This window comes from Streptomyces sp. NPDC059828, from assembly GCF_042731955.1.
In the GTDB taxonomy this organism is placed as follows: domain Bacteria; phylum Actinomycetota; class Actinomycetes; order Streptomycetales; family Streptomycetaceae; genus Streptomyces.
Genome location: NZ_JBHWIW010000002.1, coordinates 48,975 through 65,372, shown reverse-complemented (window position 1 = coordinate 65,372; position 16,398 = coordinate 48,975). Strand labels below are relative to the sequence as shown.

Genomic DNA, 16,398 nt, shown 5'->3' with positions numbered 1-16,398 from the left:
GCCTGGGCCCGAGGTTCCAGGGCCTCAGACCCCTCAGGTCTTGGTCTTGTAGCCCCGGCCCCACTGGAGGCCCCAGCCATACAGCCGGTCCAGCTCGGCCTGGAAGCCGTAGACGAACTTCACCTCGCGGCGCACGATGAGCTCGCCCTTCACGTTCTCCAGCGAGAACACCGCGCAGGAGCGTGCCTGCGGGGCGCGCTCCTCGAGCTCGATCTCGACCCGGGGCCCGTTGCCCGGGTACAGCGTCACCTTCGCGTGCGTACGGTCGAAGGCCGGGGTCTGGTCGTAGATGTAGACGAAGAACAGCAGGCGCTTGATCTGGTCGCGGTGGTCGAGGTTGACGAAGAGCGTCTCACCGGAGGGCGCCCCGAACCGGTCGTCGCCGCTGAGCCTGACGTACGGGGCTTCGTTCAGGCTGCCGAAGAAGCCGCCGAGCGGCTGCACCACGCCCTTGCTGCCGTCCATGAGCTCGTAGAGGCAGCCGAGGTCCAGGTCCACATTGACCACGCCCTGGGTGTGCGCCTGGACCACCTCGGGCTTGAAGAGCTTGAACGGGTGGCGCAGCAGCCGCCCGCTCTGCCGGGAGCGGCCCTCGATGTCGGAGGTGCGCATCCGCCAGGACAGGTTCACCCGGAGGTTTCCGGTGATGGCGCCCTGCTTGCTGAGTGAGACCTGGGGATGCCGCCTGGTCAGCTGGATGGAGTTGGTCGCAGCGCTCCCGGAGTCGAACTGCGCCGCCGCACCGCCCCGCCACCATCCGTCCAAGAGACCCATGCCCCACCCCTGACTGCCGGTCGTCTGACTGTCATCGCATACCACGCGGGGCGGCCCGGAGGCCGTGTCGCCTCCTGGCCGCCCCGCTGAGAGCGTTCCTCAATCCCCGGGCTGCCACACTTGCGCGCGGGCCCGGGCCCACAGGGCCTGTCCAACGGCCCCGTCCGGGCGGACGGGGGTTTACTGGGCCGGCTCCTTCTCCTTCGTCTCCTCGGCCTCCAGCGCCCTGTTGCGCATCACGGAGGAGAGGAAGGAGGCGGCGATCAGCACCACACCGATGAGGCCGGTGATGATCTCGCTGATCTGGTGCTCGATGGTGACGAGCAGGATGACGGCAAGGGCGCCGATGGCGTAGTGCGCGCCGTGCTCCAGGTAGACGTAGTCGTCGAGGGTGCCCTGGCGGACCAGGTAGACCGTGAGGGACCGGACGTACATGGCGCCGATACCGAGGCCCAGGGCCATCCAGAAGATGTGGTTGGTGATGGCGAAGGCGCCGATGACACCGTCGAACGAGAACGACGCGTCGAGCACCTCCAGGTAGAGGAACAGGAAGAAGGCGGCCTTGCCCGCCAGGCCGACGGCGGAGACCTGCTTGCCCTCGGCCTTGGCCTTCTCCTCCTCCTCGTGCTCGCGCTCCTCCTCTTCCTCGAGTTTGTCCTCGAAGTAGCCGGAGAGGCCGCCGACGATCAGATACGTGATCAGACCGGCGACACCGGCGAGCAGCACGGTGGCGGACTTGTCCGCGTAGCCCGTGCTGGTGTGGGCGTTGGTCGCGAAGGTCATCGCGGTGATCAGCAGGGCGATCAGGGCGATGCAGACCGACAGCATGTCGACCTTGCCGAGCTTGGCGAGCGGGCGCTCAAGCCAGGCGAGCCACTTGATCTCCCGCTCCTCGAAGATGAAGTCAAGGAAGATCATCAGCAGGAACATGCCACCGAAGGCGGCGATCGCCGGGTGGGCGTCGGTGACCAGCGCCTCGTACTTCTCGGGCTGGTCGAGGGCGAGCTCGATGGCCTCGATGGGGCCGACCTTGGCGCTGATGGCGACAATGGCGACGGGGAAGACCAGCCGCATGCCGAAGACAGCGATGAGGATGCCGACGGTGAGGAAGATCTTCTGCCAGAAGGCATTCATCTTCTTCAGGATTCCGGCGTTGACCACCGCGTTGTCGAACGACAGCGAGATCTCAAGGACCGAGAGGATCAGAACGATCCCGAACGCCTCCCACCCCCACTGCCAGGCGGCGAATGCGAGGCCGAGCGCCGTGATGGCGAACGACCAGCCGAAAGTTCTCAGGACCACTGCCTATCCCATCGGTTTGTACGGACCCCGCGAGAACGCTCTTCCCCCGCGCCGCGCCCGGCTTTACGAAACGTTGACCCCGAAGTCTAGAGCGATGCCCCGAAGTCCCGACGCGTACCCCTGCCCCACCGCACGGAACTTCCACTCGCCCCCGTACCGGTAGAGCTCGCCGAAGATCATCGCGGTTTCGGTGGAGGCGTCCTCGCTGAGGTCGTAGCGGGCCAGCTCCTGGCCGTCCGCCTGGTTCACCACGCGGATGAAGGCATTGCTGACCTGGCCGAAGGTCTGCCCGCGGTTGTCCGCATCATGGATGGAGACCGGGAAGACGATCTTGTCGCAGTGGGCGGGGACCTGGGACAGGTCCACGATCAGCGACTCGTCATCGCCGTCACCCTCGCCCGTGAGGTTGTCACCGGTGTGTGTGACCGAACCATCCGGGCTTGTCAGATTGTTGTAGAAAATGAACCATTCATCGCCGAGCACACGGCCGGACTGGCAGAGCAGTGCGCTGGCATCGAGGTCGAACGGCGCCCCTGTGGTGGAGCGCGCGTCCCAGCCGAGCCCGATCAGGACCTGGGTGAGGTTGGGTGCGGCCTTGGAGAGGGAGACATTGCCTCCCTTGGCGAGCGTGACGCCCATGACGTGAGTCCTCCCCTTGGATGTGCGGTTATGCAGGCGCGGGCGCGTCCGGCGCCGCACGGATGGTGTGCGGCGCCGGACACGGGCACGGAGCTTCTGCCGGCTGTGTGTGACACCGGCTGTGCGCTATCGGCTCAGACGTTGACGCCGAAGTCCTGCGCGATGCCGCGCAGGCCCGAGGCGTAGCCCTGGCCGATGGCCCGGAACTTCCACTCCGCGCCGTTGCGGTACAGCTCGCCGAAGACCATGGCGGTCTCGGTGGAGGCGTCCTCGCTCAGGTCGTAGCGGGCCAGCTCCTGGCCGTCCGCCTGGTTCACCACGCGGATGAACGCGTTGCGCACCTGGCCGAAGGACTGCTGACGGCTCTCGGCGTCGTAGATGGAGACCGGGAACACGATCTTGGCGACGTCGGCCGGGACCGACGCAAGGTTCACCTTGATCTGCTCGTCGTCACCCTCGCCCTCACCGGTGAGGTTGTCACCGGTGTGCTCGACGGAGCCGTCGGAGCTCTTGAGGTTGTTGAAGAAGACGAAGTTCCCATCGATGGCGACCTTGCCCTCGGCGTTCGTCAGCAGGGCGCTGGCGTCGAGGTCGAAGTCGGTACCGGTGGTGGTGCGGACGTCCCAGCCCAGACCGACGGTGACCGCCGTCAGGTTGGGGGCGGCCTTGGTCAGCGAGACGTTGCCGCCCTTGCTGAGGCTGACTCCCACGAGTCCTCCCATGTAGATGTCAGGGGCAGCGCCCCCGTCGTGCGTTGGCATCGGATCAACGACTGGATCCTAGTGACGGGTTCCCCACCGAAACCAGACACATCGACCGATGAGGTCAGAGCGCGTCGAGCGCCTTCACGTAGTCGTGGAGATCCCTGGCGTCGGGCAGGTCGTTGACCACACTCCAGCGCACCACGCCCGCCTTGTCGATGACGAAGGTGCCGCGCACGGCACAGCCCTTGTCCTCGGCGAAGACTCCGTAGGCCCGCGCCGCCTCGCCGTGCGGCCAGAAGTCGGAGAGCAGGGGGAACTCCAGCCCCTCCTGCTCGGCGAACACCCGCAGGGTGTGCATCGAGTCGGTGGAGACGGCGAGCAGCTGGGTGTCGTCGTTCACGAACAGCGTCATCTCATCGCGGAGCGCGGCGAGCTCACCCGTGCACACTCCGGTGAAGGCGAACGGATAGAACACCAGCACCACGTTCTTCTCGCCGCGGAAGCCGGCCAGGGTGACGGTCCGCCCGTGGTTGTCCTTGAGTGTGAAGTCCGGGGCCTCGCTGCCGACCTCGATCGCCATGTGCGCTTCCCTCTTCCTTACTCCTGTCCGGCACGGGCGGGTCCCGGACCGGATGGCGGCCAGCCTACGCAAAAGGCCCCTGCCGACGGCCATCACGGTCGTCGGCAGGGGCTCTGCGGGTGGGGCTGCGCTCAGCGCTTGGACTTCGCCGCCTTGGGCGTGACCAGCCTGCTGCCGGTCCAGTCCTTGCCCGCGTTGATGCTCTTGGTCTGGGAGAGGCCCGCGGTCTGGGCTGCCTCGTTGATGTCGCTGGGCTCGACATAGCCGTCACGGCCGGTCTTCGGCGTCATCAGCCAGACCGTTCCGCCGTCATCGACCAGACCGATGGCGTCCACCAGTGCGTCCGTGAGGTCTCCGTCCTCGTCGCGGAACCACAGCAGGACGACGTCAGCCACGTCCTCGTAGTCCTCGTCGGCGAGTTCCTGGCCGGTAACAGTCTCGATGGCCTCACGGAGCTCCAGCTCGACGTCATCGTCGTAGCCGATCTCCTGGACCACCTGTCCGGGCTCGAACCCCAGCTTCGCCGCCGGGTTGGTCCGCTCCTCCGCGTGGTCCGCGGTCGCGCTCACGGCTTGCCTCCTGATCTTGTTCGGAAAATGCTTCAGCCGCGCGCGTACGCGAGGCATTGGCCGTAGTCCACACGGGCGGGACGGATCGCGCAAGTACCCGGCCGCCGAGACCGCCGAAACGGTGACGTTTACGGCCGTCCCGCCTCAACTCCAGACACCCCTGCACGAGGGGCCGCCGGACCGTCCTACCCTCTTCGCCACCTTTGTACGCTTCCGTAGCGCCCGTCCGCCAATCGGGGACGCATGGTTACTCATCGGTAGAGATGACGTAATTGCTCCCGGGGTACACGATGGGGAGCGGTGTCACCCGCCCAGCACAGCAGCAGCACACCCAGCAACATCCCCAGCAACCGAAGAGCGAAGGAACAGCGTGGCTTCCGGATCCGATCGCAACCCGATCATCATTGGCGGCCTGCCGAGCCAGGTCCCGGATTTCGATCCGGAGGAGACCCGGGAGTGGCTCGACTCCCTGGACGCCGCCGTGGACCAGCGCGGCCGTGAACGGGCCCGCTATCTGATGCTGCGCCTGATCGAGCGGGCTCGCGAGAAGCGCGTGGCCGTGCCCGAGATGCGCAGCACGGACTACGTGAACACCATCGCCACCAAGGACGAGCCGTTCTTCCCCGGCAACGAGGAGATCGAGCGCAGGATCCTGAACGCGACCCGCTGGAACGCCGCGGTGATGGTGTCCCGCGCCCAGCGCCCCGGTATCGGCGTCGGCGGCCACATCGCGACCTTCGCCTCCTCCGCCTCGCTCTACGACGTGGGCTTCAACCACTTCTTCCGCGGCAAGGACGAGGGCGACGGCGGCGACCAGATCTTCTTCCAGGGCCATGCCTCCCCCGGTATCTACGCGCGCGCATTCCTGCTCGACCGGCTGAACGAGACCCAGCTCGACGCCTTCCGCCAGGAGAAGTCCAAGTACCCGAACGGGCTGTCGTCCTACCCCCATCCGCGGCTGATGCCGGACTTCTGGGAGTTCCCGACCGTGTCGATGGGCCTCGGCCCGCTCGGTGCGATCTACCAGGCACGGATGAACCGCTACATGGAGGCGCGCGAGATCGCGGACACCTCCAAGTCGCATGTCTGGGCGTTCCTCGGCGACGGCGAGATGGACGAGCCGGAGTCGCTGGGCCAGCTTTCCCTGGCCGCCCGTGAGGGCCTGGACAATCTGACCTTCGTGGTCAACTGCAACCTCCAGCGGCTCGACGGCCCGGTGCGCGGCAACGGCAAGATCATCCAGGAGCTGGAGTCGATCTTCCGCGGTGCCGGCTGGAACGTGATCAAGCTGATCTGGGACCGCACCTGGGACCCGCTGCTGGCCCAGGACCGGGACGGTGTGCTGGTCAACAAGCTGAACACCACGCCCGACGGGCAGTTCCAGACGTATGCCACGGAGACCGGCGACTACATCCGCCAGCACTTCTTCGGCGACGACCACCGGCTGCGGGCCATGGTCGAGAACATGACCGACGCCCAGATCCTGCATCTGGGCCGCGGCGGTCACGACCACAAGAAGATCTTCGCGGCCTACTCGGCGGCCCGCGCCCACAAGGGCCAGCCGACCGTGATCCTCGCCCAGACCGTCAAGGGCTGGACGCTCGGCCCGAACTTCGAGGGCCGCAACGCGACCCACCAGATGAAGAAGCTGACGGTCGACGACCTGAAGGGCTTCCGCGACCGGCTGCACCTGCCGATCACGGACGCACAGCTGGAGAGCGGTCTGCCGCCGTACTACCACCCGGGCCGCGACTCGGAGGAGATCCAGTACATGCACGACCGCCGACAGGGCCTGGGCGGGTACGTCCCGACCCGGGTGGTGCGGTCGAAGCCGCTGGCACTGCCGGACGACTCGGCGTATGCGGCAGTGAAGAAGGGATCGGGCCAGCAGTCGATCGCCACGACCATGGCGTTCGTCCGGCTGCTGAAGGACCTGATGCGGGACAAGGAGATCGGCAAGCGGTTCGTGCTGATCGCCCCGGACGAGTACCGCACCTTCGGTATGGACTCCTTCTTCCCGAGCGCGAAGATCTACAACCCGCTCGGCCAGCAGTATGAAGCCGTGGACCGCGAGCTGCTGCTGGCGTACAAGGAGTCGCCGACCGGCCAGATGCTGCACGACGGCATCTCGGAGGCGGGCTGCACGGCCTCGCTGACCGCCGCCGGTTCCGCCTATGCCACGCACGGCGAGCCGCTGATCCCGGTCTACGTCTTCTACTCGATGTTCGGTTTCCAGCGCACCGGCGACCAGTTCTGGCAGATGGCCGACCAGCTCGCGCGCGGCTTCGTCCTGGGCGCGACCGCCGGACGCACCACCCTGACCGGTGAGGGCCTTCAGCACGCCGACGGCCACTCCCAGTTGCTGGCCTCGACCAACCCGGCCTGCGTCGCGTACGACCCGGCCTTCGGCTTCGAGATCGCCCACATCGTGCGGGACGGTCTGCGGCGGATGTACGGCTCCGACGCCGAGCACCCGCACGGCGAGAACGTCTTCTACTACCTGACCGTCTACAACGAGCCGATCCAGCACCCGGCCGAGCCCGCCGATGTCGACGTCGACGGCATCCTCAAGGGGCTCCACCGCTTCAAACAGGGCGAGGCGGGCCAGATCCCGGCGCAGATCATGGCGTCCGGTGTCGCGGTGCCCTGGGCCGTGGAGGCGCAGCGGATCCTCGCCGAGGACTGGAACGTACGGGCCGATGTGTGGTCCGCGACCTCCTGGAACGAGCTGCGGCGCGAGGCCGTGGCGGTGGAGCAGCACAACCTGCTCCACCCGGAGGAGGAGCAGCGCGTCCCCTATGTGGCGCAGAAGCTCGGCGCCTCCGAGGGCCCGTTCGTGGCCGTGTCGGACTGGATGCGGTCGGTGCCGGACCAGATCGCACGCTGGGTGCCGGGCCGCTACACCTCGCTGGGCGCTGACGGCTTCGGCTTCGCCGACACCCGCGGTGCCGCCCGCCGCTACTTCCACATCGACGCCCAGTCGATCGTGCTGGCGGTGCTCACCGAGCTCGCCAGGGACGGCAAGGTGGACCGCTCGGTGCTGAAGCAGGCCGTGGACCGCTACCAGCTGCTCGATGTGGCGGCCGCCGACCCGGGCGCGGCCGGCGGCGACGCCTAAGGCCGTGCTTGAGAACTAGCGTCGTCCGCTCGAAGGGCGGGGATCGCGGCGTCCGGTGCGTGCCATCGCAAGGCGGTGGGGGTTCCCCCGCCGGAGGCAGGGGGAGGTCGTCCTCGTACCGGGCGCACTCGGGCGATTCGACAACGCAGCGAGTGTGCGTGCCAGGCGTCGCGAGCCAGGCGGGAGTCTCACACACGGCCGAGGTCCTGTCCGCGAGGCGGCGCAGAGGAATACCACGGTGGGTGGGGACGGTGCCGGGCACCGTCCCCACCCGCGTTTCCGATCCTTTGCCTACGATGCGCGGCATGAAGGAACGCACGGCGCAGATGCGCTGGGAAGCTCGCATGCAGAGCCCGCTTCTGGGTCTCGCGCTGGCGTTCGGGCTGGCGTACGCCGTGCCGATCGTGGCACCGGACGCCAGACCCTGGGTGCACCAGCTGTGTCAGACGGTGGAATGGGTGGTGTGGGGCGCCTTCGCCCTCGACTACGTCGTACGGCTGACACTGGCGCCCTATAAATGGGCCTTCTTCCGCAAACACCCCCTTGATCTCCTGGCCGTGCTGCTGCCGCTGGTGCAGCCGCTGCGGCTGCTGCGCGTGGTCGCCACACTGATGCTGGTGGGCCGGCGGGCCAGGATGGCTCCCCAGATCACGCTGACCACCTATGTGGCGGGCGCCGTGGTGGGGCTGATGATGTTCGGCTCGCTCGCGGTGCTTCATGTCGAGCGGAACGCACCGAACGGGAACATCAAGACGCTGGGCGACGCCGTGTGGTGGTCGTTCACGACGATGACGACCGTCGGTTACGGCGACCACGCGCCGACCACGGGCCTGGGCCGGGTGCTGGCGGTGGGTCTGATGCTGTCCGGTATCGCCCTCCTGGGTGTGGTGACGGCGAACATCGCGGCATGGTTCATCGCCCGCTTCGAACGGGACGACGCGGAAGAGCGCCGCCAGACGGCCCTCCTTGAGGCTCTGACCAGGGAGGTCGGCCATCTGCGAGCCGAGGTGGCACGGCTGTCGGAGACGGTGGGGGCAGTCGAGCCGTCGGATCCCGCCCCAGTCGTGGCCGGCCGGACTCCCGAACCGGCCGCCGGGCCCGCACCGGCCCGCACCGGATCCGATTTGGTCCAGTGATCCGAGTTGGTCCAGTGAGGTGACCGCACCAGGTCGTCCGGGCGATCCCTGAGGACCGCCCGGACAACACACCTAGGTCTCCCAGACCTTGAATGCCCGCACCCGATAAGGGGATTGCGGCACCCAGGTGCCACCGCCCGGATACGTCTCGAACTCGCCCGTCTCGGCACACTCCGCCGACTGATAGGTGGTGACGGGCCGTCCGGTGCGGTTGGCGAGGGCCGCAGCGGTGCTGCCGGCGGGCAGGGGGACACAGGACTCGATGTCGAGCCCGGACAGCTCATGGACCTGTCGGCCGCCGGTGAAGTCCGGTCTCTCCCAGAGGCAGAGCTCGCCCGCTGCGCAGGGACCCATAACCGGTCCGGGCGGCACCTTGGCCGAGGCCGTGGGAGCGGCGGGAGCCACGGGCGCGAGCGCGATGAGTGCGCTGAACAGGGCCAGGACGGCAGCGGGAAGAGTCATACGCATAAGGATCAACCCCCGTGTTGGCACGTGCGTGCGATGAGCACTGATGACGTATACGCAGAGTGACCACTCGTGACGGCGTGGCGGAAGACCCGACGGGCGAGTTCATCCTGATGGGTGACAGCCCCGCCGGACACGTCCGGCGGGGCTGTCAGCACTGATGCGGTTGACGCAGTGGTCGTCGGAGCGTCAGATATGGGCCGCTCCCGTGCCTGCCTCCGCGTTCGCACCACGCTTGGTGAACAGGGAGACCACGGCCGCCGCGACCGCCACGATCCCCGCGACGGTAAAGGCCAGCACCATCCCCGACATGAAGGTGTCGTGGGCGACCTCGGCGATCTTGGCGGCGACCGGGGGCGGGGTGCTTGCGCCGACCGGTGCGACGCCGACCTCCACCGCCGCCTTCGCCTCGTCGAGGTACTGGGGCGGCAGCTGCGGGAGCCCCGCGTCCGTCCAGTTGCCCGCCAGGTCGGCGTCGACCTTGGCCGACATGATCGCGCCCAGCACCGCCGTACCGAGGCTGCCGCCGACCTGCATGGCGGCCTGCTGGAGACCGCCGGCCACACCGGACAGCTCCAGCGGCGCGTTGCCCACGATGACCTCGGTGGCGCCGACCATGACCGGTGCCAGACCGAACCCGAGGAGGGCGAACCACAGGGACATCTGGAGGGTGCCGGTGTCCGTGGTCAGCGTGGTCATCCCGAACATCGCGACCGCCGTGGACACCATGCCGCCGACCAGCGGGACACGCGGACCGAAGCGGGTGATGAGCGCTCCCGCAAGCGGTGACGAGACGATCATCATTCCGGTGAGCGGCAGGAGGTGCAGACCGCTGTCGATGGCGCTCATCCCGTGCACGTTCGCCAGGTAGAACGTGACGAAGAAGAGGCCGCCCATGAAGGCGAAAGCCATCAGGACCATCAGCACCGTGCCTGCCGACACCGGCACCGAGCGGAACAGCCGCAGCGGGATGAGCGGTTCCGCGACCCGGGTCTCCCACCAGGCGAACAGCGCGAAGAGCGCCGCGGACCCGACCAGCCAGCCCAGGGTGCCCGGGGAGCCCCAGCCCCATTCACCGGCCTTGATCAGCGGCCAGACCAGGGCGAACATCGCGCCGGACAGCAACAGGATGCCCGGGATGTCGAACGACCTGGGCGCGTTCCCCGCGCGGTGGTCCGTGAGGATGAACAGTCCGAGCAGCAGCGCGATCGCGCCGACCGGCACATTGATGAAGAACACCGACTGCCAGTTGACGTGCTCCACGAGCACACCGCCCAGGATCGGGCCGCCGGCCGTGGAGGCGCCGATGACCATGCCCCAGATACCGATGGCCATGTTGAGCTTCTCGGCGGGGAAGGTGGCGCGCAGCAGGCCGAGGGCGGCGGGCATCAGCAGAGCACCGAAGAGACCCTGGAGCACCCGGAAGCCGATCACGGGCGCGATGGCGTCCGAGAGGCCGATGGCGCCGGAGGCCAGTGCGAAGCCCGTGACACCGATCAGGAAGGTCTGGCGGTGGCCGAAGCGGTCACCGAGCTTGCCCGCCGTGATCAGCGTGACGGCGAGAGCCAGCAGATAGCCGTTGGTGATCCACTGCACGTCGGCGAGCGAGGCACCGAGGTCCTTGAGGATGGCCGGGTTGGCGATGGCGACGATGGTGCCGTCGAGCGCGACCATCATCACGCCGATGGCCACGGCGAAGAGCGTCAGCCAGGGGTGCCCGCGCAGCCCCTTGGCCGGTGCCGTTTCGGCGGGACGTACGTCCTCGGGCACCTTGTCCACGGTGGTCTGACTAGTCATGGCGGCAGACTAGTGACAGCGACTGACAGTTGACAAAGAATTTCATGAGTCGGTAACTGTCATGTCGCTCACGGGTACGCTCAATCGGAAAAAGCAGCACAAGGACGGCAAGGAGCAGGCCACCAGGTGACGGAGACCGGACTGCGCGAGCCGCAGAACGAGGCGCGGGACGAACCTCGCGAGGAGCCCCGCGGGGAGCGTGACGACTCGCGCGACGGCGAGGAGCCGAGAAAGCCCGGACTGCGCGAACTCAAGAAGCAGCGCACCCGGAACGCCCTGCTGCGCGCCGCACTCGAACTGTTCGCGACGCAGGGGTACGAACAGACGACCGTCGACGAGATCACGGACTCCGTCGAGGTGTCCCAGCGCACGTTCTTCCGCTACTTCGCCAACAAGGAGGAAGTGGCCTTCGCGGTCCAGGACGTCGTCGAGTCCCATTTCCTCCAGGCCCTGCGCGAACGGCCGCCCGGCGAGAGCCCGTTCGAGGCCATGCGGGCCGCCGTGCGCTCCGCCTGGGACACCGTGGACGAAGCCATCGAGGAGGTCGTGCCGGTCGAACTCCACATGCGGACTTATCAGATGATCGAGTCGACCGCCTCTCTACTGGCCGTGCACCTGCGCCGCTCCGCCGAGCTGGACGAACAGGTCGCCCGGCTGATCGCGGACCGCGAGGGCCTCGACTTCGAGACCGACCCCCGTCCCCGCGTCGCCGTGGCCGCGTTCACCGGGGTGATGCGGGTCACCGGCAGGCTCTGGGGGCAGGGCGAGGACGCGAGCATGGACGCGATCCGGGATCTGACCGAGAGTTACCTGGATCACCTCGTACCGGCCTTGGCCACCCAGTGGCGTACGGAGGCTGGTACGGAACGGGGCACGCCGAGCACCGGTCACGCACCGGAACGTACGCCCGGGAACCACGCACCGTAATCACACACCTGTCGGACGCGTGATCTCTCTCACGGTCTTCGTGGGTGCCGTGAGAGGCCCCCTAGGCTGTCCCCTCAGTGACTCCCCTCGACTCATCACCCCCGCTCAACGTCTGGCGCGCCCTGCTCGCTCTTGCCGTCGTGTTCGTGCTGCTCGCCACCACCGGCTGGACCGCGGTGCGAGATCAGCGCGCTCCCGCCGAGCCCGGCGAAGCCGCACTCGCCGCTTGGACGAAGGACCGGATCGGGTCGCGCGCGCTGCCCGACCCCGGTGCCCCGCCCGGGCGACTCGCCGGATTCTTCGCCTCCATAGGCACACGGGACGCGGCGAGACTGGCCGACCGGCACCCCCTGGTGGTGGGGAATCTCAACGGCGCACCGTTCACTCTGCGCTACCGCGCCAACCGCCTCGCGCTCACCGAGGCGCTCCGCGTCGAGGAGTCCCGCACGCATGACGCCCGGCTCTCCGCGGAGGGCCGCGGCGAAGCGGTGCGGCGGATGCACCGGTTCGCCTCACTGCTGCAACCCGGCCGCCAGATCCTGGCCTTCGACCCCTCGGGCAAGGGCCGTGCGGCCGAGGTCCTCGGTGATCTCGACCGCGCGCAGCGGGTCTCGGTGGTCGTACCCGGTGTCGACACCAATCTGCTGACCTTCGAGAAGAGCAGGCGGAGGTACACGGCCCCGGTGGGCATGGCGCAGTCGCTGTACGAGGCCGAGCGGACCGCCTCCCCCACCACCCGGACCGCCGTCATCGCCTGGGCCGACTACACCGCTCCGGCCGGTGTGGGCCTGGACGCCTCCACCGGCAGGCTGGCCGCGACCGGCGCCGACCGGCTGGTGGCGATGACCGAGTCGCTGCCCGGGGCGGCCAGGGTGTCCCTGTTCTGCCACAGCTACGGTTCGGTGGTCTGCGGGGTCGCCGCCCGCGAACTGCCGCAGCGGGTCGGTGACCTTGCTGTCGCCGGCAGTCCCGGGATGCGTGCGGAGAGCGCGGCGCAGCTCGGGACCGCCGCACGGGTGTGGTCGATGCGCGACAGCGACGACTGGATCCAGGACGTGCCGTATCTGGAGGTCGGCGGGCTGGGTCATGGCGCGGATCCGGTCACGCCCGAGTTCGGGGCTCGGGTGCTTTCGGCGGCGCGCGCGGTGGGGCACGCCGGGTACTTCGAGCCCGGCACCGAGAGCCTCGCCAACTTCGCCGAGATAGGCGTCGGTGCGTATGGCGCGGTGAGCTGCGCGGACGGGGTCGGTGCCTGCCGAGCCGGACTCCAGGGGCTGAACACGGCTTGAGCGTGTCCTCAAGCGCGTCAAGGATCCATCGAGGGGCGACGCGCGGGCACACGCCGCCTACGATGAGGCACATGGGTGATGTTCTGGCCGGAAGTCATGCCGCCTGGGAGTTCGAACCTGACTCCGTACTCATCCGCTTCGCACGGGGGAATCGCGGCACGCCGAAGCTGTTCCAGGTGCTGGGTGAACGGCGTATCCCTCTCGAAGCGCTGGAGTCGGTGACCCTCTCCCCCGGCAAACGCGGCACGGTGGTGCTGCGCGCGGTGCCGAGACCAGGGGCGGATCCGCTGATGGACGCCGCCGACGGCCAGCTTCCGGAGAACTGCGACCCCTATCGCCTGGTGCTGCCCGCCGACCGCGAACTGGTCGCCGAGTATTACGCGGACGAGCTCCGCGCAGCGCTGCCCGGCGAGGGCGCGGGGCCTTCGGCCTCGTACCTGGTGTCGTCGGTGGAGGCACCGCTCCAGTTCAAGGCGTACGACGGCAAGGCCGCGTTCGATGGCGAGAAGGTGACGTTTCGCTGGTCCTGGACGGGCGCCTCGTCCGCCAAGTGGAAGGCCGGTGACCAGACCGTCGCGGTCTCCGAACTGACCGGTGTGGAGTGGCGCTCGCCCGATGTCTTCGACGGGTATCTGCGGCTGCTGCGCCGCCCTGGCGACCCGGCCCTGGACGGCGTCGCGCCCGGCGCCGTGCCCCCGCAGGCCGACAAGGACCCGGCCGCGGTGGTGTTCGGCCTCGGATACGGTCCCGTCCACGAGTCCCTGCCCTTCGCCGCGGCCGTGCTCGAGGCGATACGCGAGGCCTCGTCGTCGTCGGCACCCGTGCCGTCCGCCCACGACCCGGCGGGGGTCGCGGAGCGGATACGGCACCTCGGGGAGCTGCACAGCGCGGGTCTGGTGACGGACGAGGAGTTCCGGGCGAAGAAGGCCGAGCTGCTGGCGGAGTTGTAGGCGCCGCTGTGCGGGTGGGGTGTCATACCCCGGTATGACACCCCACCCGGTTCCGCGGTATGACGACCCGGACGGACCGGGCACCTAGGCTTGACCGGGCCATGTCCCAAAGAAACCCCTCCCCTTACCGCTACGCCATAGAGGCCTTGCGCGGCCTGGCGCACCCCTCGGACCAGCCGGCCGCGCCGCCCGCCGGCTCTCCGAAGCGGTGGTGGCGCAGGATCCCCCATGTCATCGCGTTCGCACTCACCGCGATCCTGGTGCCCACGACGACGTTCAACTTCATCGACATGTACGGGGCCAATCGCGGGCTCGCCGAAGTGCTCGCCGTCGGCAGCGCGGGCCCGCTGGTGATGATCGTGCGCCGGCCGCTCCAGGCCTGGTGGATCATCTTCCCCTTCGACATCGTCTGCGCCCTCAACCTCGCGGGCACCGCGGACGACACCATCTGGCCGTGGCCACCGCCCGTCATCATCGGCTACCTCTTCCTGATGCTGGCCCTGGCCCTGCGCGAGCCGCGGCGCACCCTGGTCACGGTCTGGCTGCTGACCGGCGTGGTGGGATTCCTCCTGGGGCAGCTCGCGACACCGGTCCCGGCAGGACGCGGCAGCAGCGGCGATGTGCTGCTCTCCGTGTTGAGCGGTGTGGTGCTGTTCATCGGCGCGGCCATACGCGAACGCCGTGACGCCCAGCGCAGGCTGGCGGAACAGGAGACCATCAGCGAGGCCGAGCGGGCCCGGCGCACCCTGCTCGAGGAACGCACCAGGATCGCGAGGGAGTTGCACGATGTGGTGGCCCACCACATGTCCGTGATCACCGTGCAGGCCGACTCGGCGCCGTACCGGATCGACGGACTGCCCGACACGGCCCGCGAGGAGTTCGCCACGATCGCCTCCAGTGCCAGGGAATCCCTCGCCGAGATGCGCCGGCTGCTGGCCGTGCTGCGCAGCGAAGGCTCCGAGGGCGAGCGGGCACCGCAGCCCGGTCTCGACCGGATCCAGCAGCTCGTCGAGGCGACGGTACGGGCGGGGGTGCCGGCCGAACTCTCGCTCCAGGCGGCGCTGGTGGGACTGGCCGAGCCGGACGGCGTACCGCAGTCCGTGGACCTGTCGGCGTACCGCATCGTGCAGGAGGCACTCGCGAACGTCATTCGGCACGCCCCGGGTGCGGCGACCCGCGTGTCGGTGACGGCCGACGACACGCATCTGACCGTCCTCGTGGTCAACGGAGCGGCGGCCGAGCCCGTGTCGGCCCTGGAGAGCACGGGGACGGGGCACGGTCTGGTCGGTATGCGGGAACGCGTACGGCTGACCGGCGGCACCCTGGACACGGGGCCGCTGCCGGACGGCGGCTTCCGGGTCGCCGCGCGAATGCCGCTGGCGCCGGCGGGACCGCTGGGAACCGAGGTGTCCGGGACACCGGTGGCATCCGTGATACCGAGTACGAAGGACGCTCTGTGACGATCCGCGTGATCATCGTCGACGACCAGGCCATGGTGCGCGCGGGGTTCGCCGCGCTGCTGTCCGCGCAGACCGACATCGACGTCGTGGGCGAGGCACCGGACGGCCGAGTGGGCGTCCAGGTCGCACGCTCCGCGCACCCGGACGTGGTGCTGATGGACGTGAGGATGCCGGAGCTCGACGGACTCGCGGCGGCGAGGCAGATCCTGTCGCCCCCGCCGGGCGTGGTCCATGTGCCGAAGGTGCTGATGCTCACCACGTTCGACGTGGACGACTACGTGTACGAGGCGCTGCGTGCGGGCGCCTCGGGGTTCCTGCTCAAGGACGCGCCACCGGCCGACCTGATCTCGGCGGTGCGTGTGGTCGCGGCGGGCGAGGCACTGCTGGCGCCCTCGGTCACCCGTCGGCTGATCGCCGACTTCGCGGCACAGCGGCCCGCCCCGCGCGGGGATCGCGCGGCCCTCCGGCTCGGCGGGCTCACCCCGCGTGAGACCGAGGTACTGGAACTGATCGCGCGGGGGCTGTCCAACCTGGAGATAGCGGGGCAGCTCATCGTCGCGGAGCAGACGGTGAAAACACACGTGGGGCGGGTGCTCTCGAAGCTGGGGCTGCGGGACAGGGCGCAGGCGGTGATCTTCGCGTACGAGTCGGGGCTGGTGCGCCCGGGGGGCGCGTGAGCGGGGGTGGC

At 68.8% G+C, this 16,398-nt stretch carries 15 protein-coding genes; 7 read left to right on the top strand and 8 right to left on the bottom strand.

Going from position 1 to position 16,398, the window contains the following annotated elements:
- Positions 1-33: 33 nt before the first annotated feature.
- From ACFV6V_RS01275 to ACFV6V_RS01250, 6 genes are all read right to left on the bottom strand, one after another.
- Entirely contained in the window at positions 34-774 is a 741-nt protein-coding gene (locus ACFV6V_RS01275; protein WP_361287614.1) for a Tellurium resistance, read from the bottom strand.
- A 180-nt stretch (positions 775-954) separates the two neighbouring features.
- A complete protein-coding gene (locus ACFV6V_RS01270; protein ID WP_385557285.1) occupies positions 955-2,076 on the bottom strand; it encodes a DUF475 domain-containing protein in 1,122 nt (373 codons plus the stop codon).
- 63 nt (positions 2,077-2,139) lie between these two features.
- A complete protein-coding gene (locus ACFV6V_RS01265; protein ID WP_361287608.1) occupies positions 2,140-2,715 on the bottom strand; it encodes a TerD family protein in 576 nt (191 codons plus the stop codon).
- A gap of 134 nt (positions 2,716-2,849) precedes the next feature.
- Complete coding sequence (locus tag ACFV6V_RS01260) at positions 2,850-3,425, bottom strand: TerD family protein (RefSeq protein ID WP_385557282.1); 576 nt, start codon at positions 3,423-3,425, stop codon at positions 2,850-2,852.
- 115 nt (positions 3,426-3,540) lie between these two features.
- Entirely contained in the window at positions 3,541-3,999 is a 459-nt protein-coding gene (locus ACFV6V_RS01255; protein ID WP_385557280.1) for a peroxiredoxin, read from the bottom strand.
- 131 nt (positions 4,000-4,130) lie between these two features.
- Positions 4,131-4,568 (bottom strand): DUF3052 domain-containing protein, encoded by a 438-nt coding sequence (locus tag ACFV6V_RS01250; RefSeq protein ID WP_361287599.1) that lies wholly within the window; start codon positions 4,566-4,568, stop codon positions 4,131-4,133.
- A 370-nt stretch (positions 4,569-4,938) separates the two neighbouring features.
- Between ACFV6V_RS01250 and aceE the strand changes: the two genes are divergently transcribed.
- Positions 4,939-7,686 (top strand): pyruvate dehydrogenase (acetyl-transferring), homodimeric type, encoded by a 2,748-nt coding sequence (gene aceE / locus ACFV6V_RS01245; protein WP_385557277.1) that lies wholly within the window; start codon positions 4,939-4,941, stop codon positions 7,684-7,686.
- Between the two features lie 305 nt (positions 7,687-7,991).
- A complete protein-coding gene (locus ACFV6V_RS01240) occupies positions 7,992-8,822 on the top strand; it encodes a potassium channel family protein (protein WP_385557274.1) in 831 nt (276 codons plus the stop codon).
- 72 nt (positions 8,823-8,894) lie between these two features.
- On the opposite strand, the gene ACFV6V_RS01235 is transcribed toward ACFV6V_RS01240, so the two are convergent.
- Both ACFV6V_RS01235 and ACFV6V_RS01230 read right to left on the bottom strand, forming a co-directional pair.
- Entirely contained in the window at positions 8,895-9,290 is a 396-nt protein-coding gene (locus tag ACFV6V_RS01235; protein ID WP_385557271.1) for a peptidase inhibitor family I36 protein, read from the bottom strand.
- 186 nt (positions 9,291-9,476) lie between these two features.
- Positions 9,477-11,084: an MFS transporter gene (locus tag ACFV6V_RS01230; protein WP_385557268.1), complete on the bottom strand. Its 1,608-nt coding sequence runs from the start codon at positions 11,082-11,084 to the stop codon at positions 9,477-9,479.
- Positions 11,085-11,324: 240 nt separating this feature from the next.
- On the opposite strand from ACFV6V_RS01230, the gene ACFV6V_RS01225 reads away from it, so the two are divergent.
- From ACFV6V_RS01225 to ACFV6V_RS01205, 5 genes are all read left to right on the top strand, one after another.
- The gene (locus tag ACFV6V_RS01225; protein ID WP_385557845.1) at positions 11,325-12,011 is read left to right on the top strand and encodes a TetR/AcrR family transcriptional regulator; all 687 of its coding nucleotides are present in this window, start codon (positions 11,325-11,327) and stop codon (positions 12,009-12,011) included.
- Between the two features lie 77 nt (positions 12,012-12,088).
- A complete protein-coding gene (locus ACFV6V_RS01220) occupies positions 12,089-13,300 on the top strand; it encodes an alpha/beta hydrolase (RefSeq protein ID WP_385557265.1) in 1,212 nt (403 codons plus the stop codon).
- 71 nt (positions 13,301-13,371) lie between these two features.
- Positions 13,372-14,250: a DUF4429 domain-containing protein gene (locus ACFV6V_RS01215; RefSeq protein ID WP_385557262.1), complete on the top strand. Its 879-nt coding sequence runs from the start codon at positions 13,372-13,374 to the stop codon at positions 14,248-14,250.
- A gap of 101 nt (positions 14,251-14,351) precedes the next feature.
- On the top strand, positions 14,352-15,710 hold the full coding sequence (locus ACFV6V_RS01210; protein WP_385557259.1) for a sensor histidine kinase: 1,359 nt from the start codon (positions 14,352-14,354) through the stop codon (positions 15,708-15,710).
- Positions 15,707-16,387, top strand: coding sequence for a response regulator (locus ACFV6V_RS01205; RefSeq protein ID WP_385557256.1), 681 nt, complete (start codon positions 15,707-15,709; stop codon positions 16,385-16,387). Before ACFV6V_RS01210 ends, ACFV6V_RS01205 begins: the two co-directional genes overlap by 4 nt.
- Positions 16,388-16,398 lie beyond the last annotated feature (11 nt).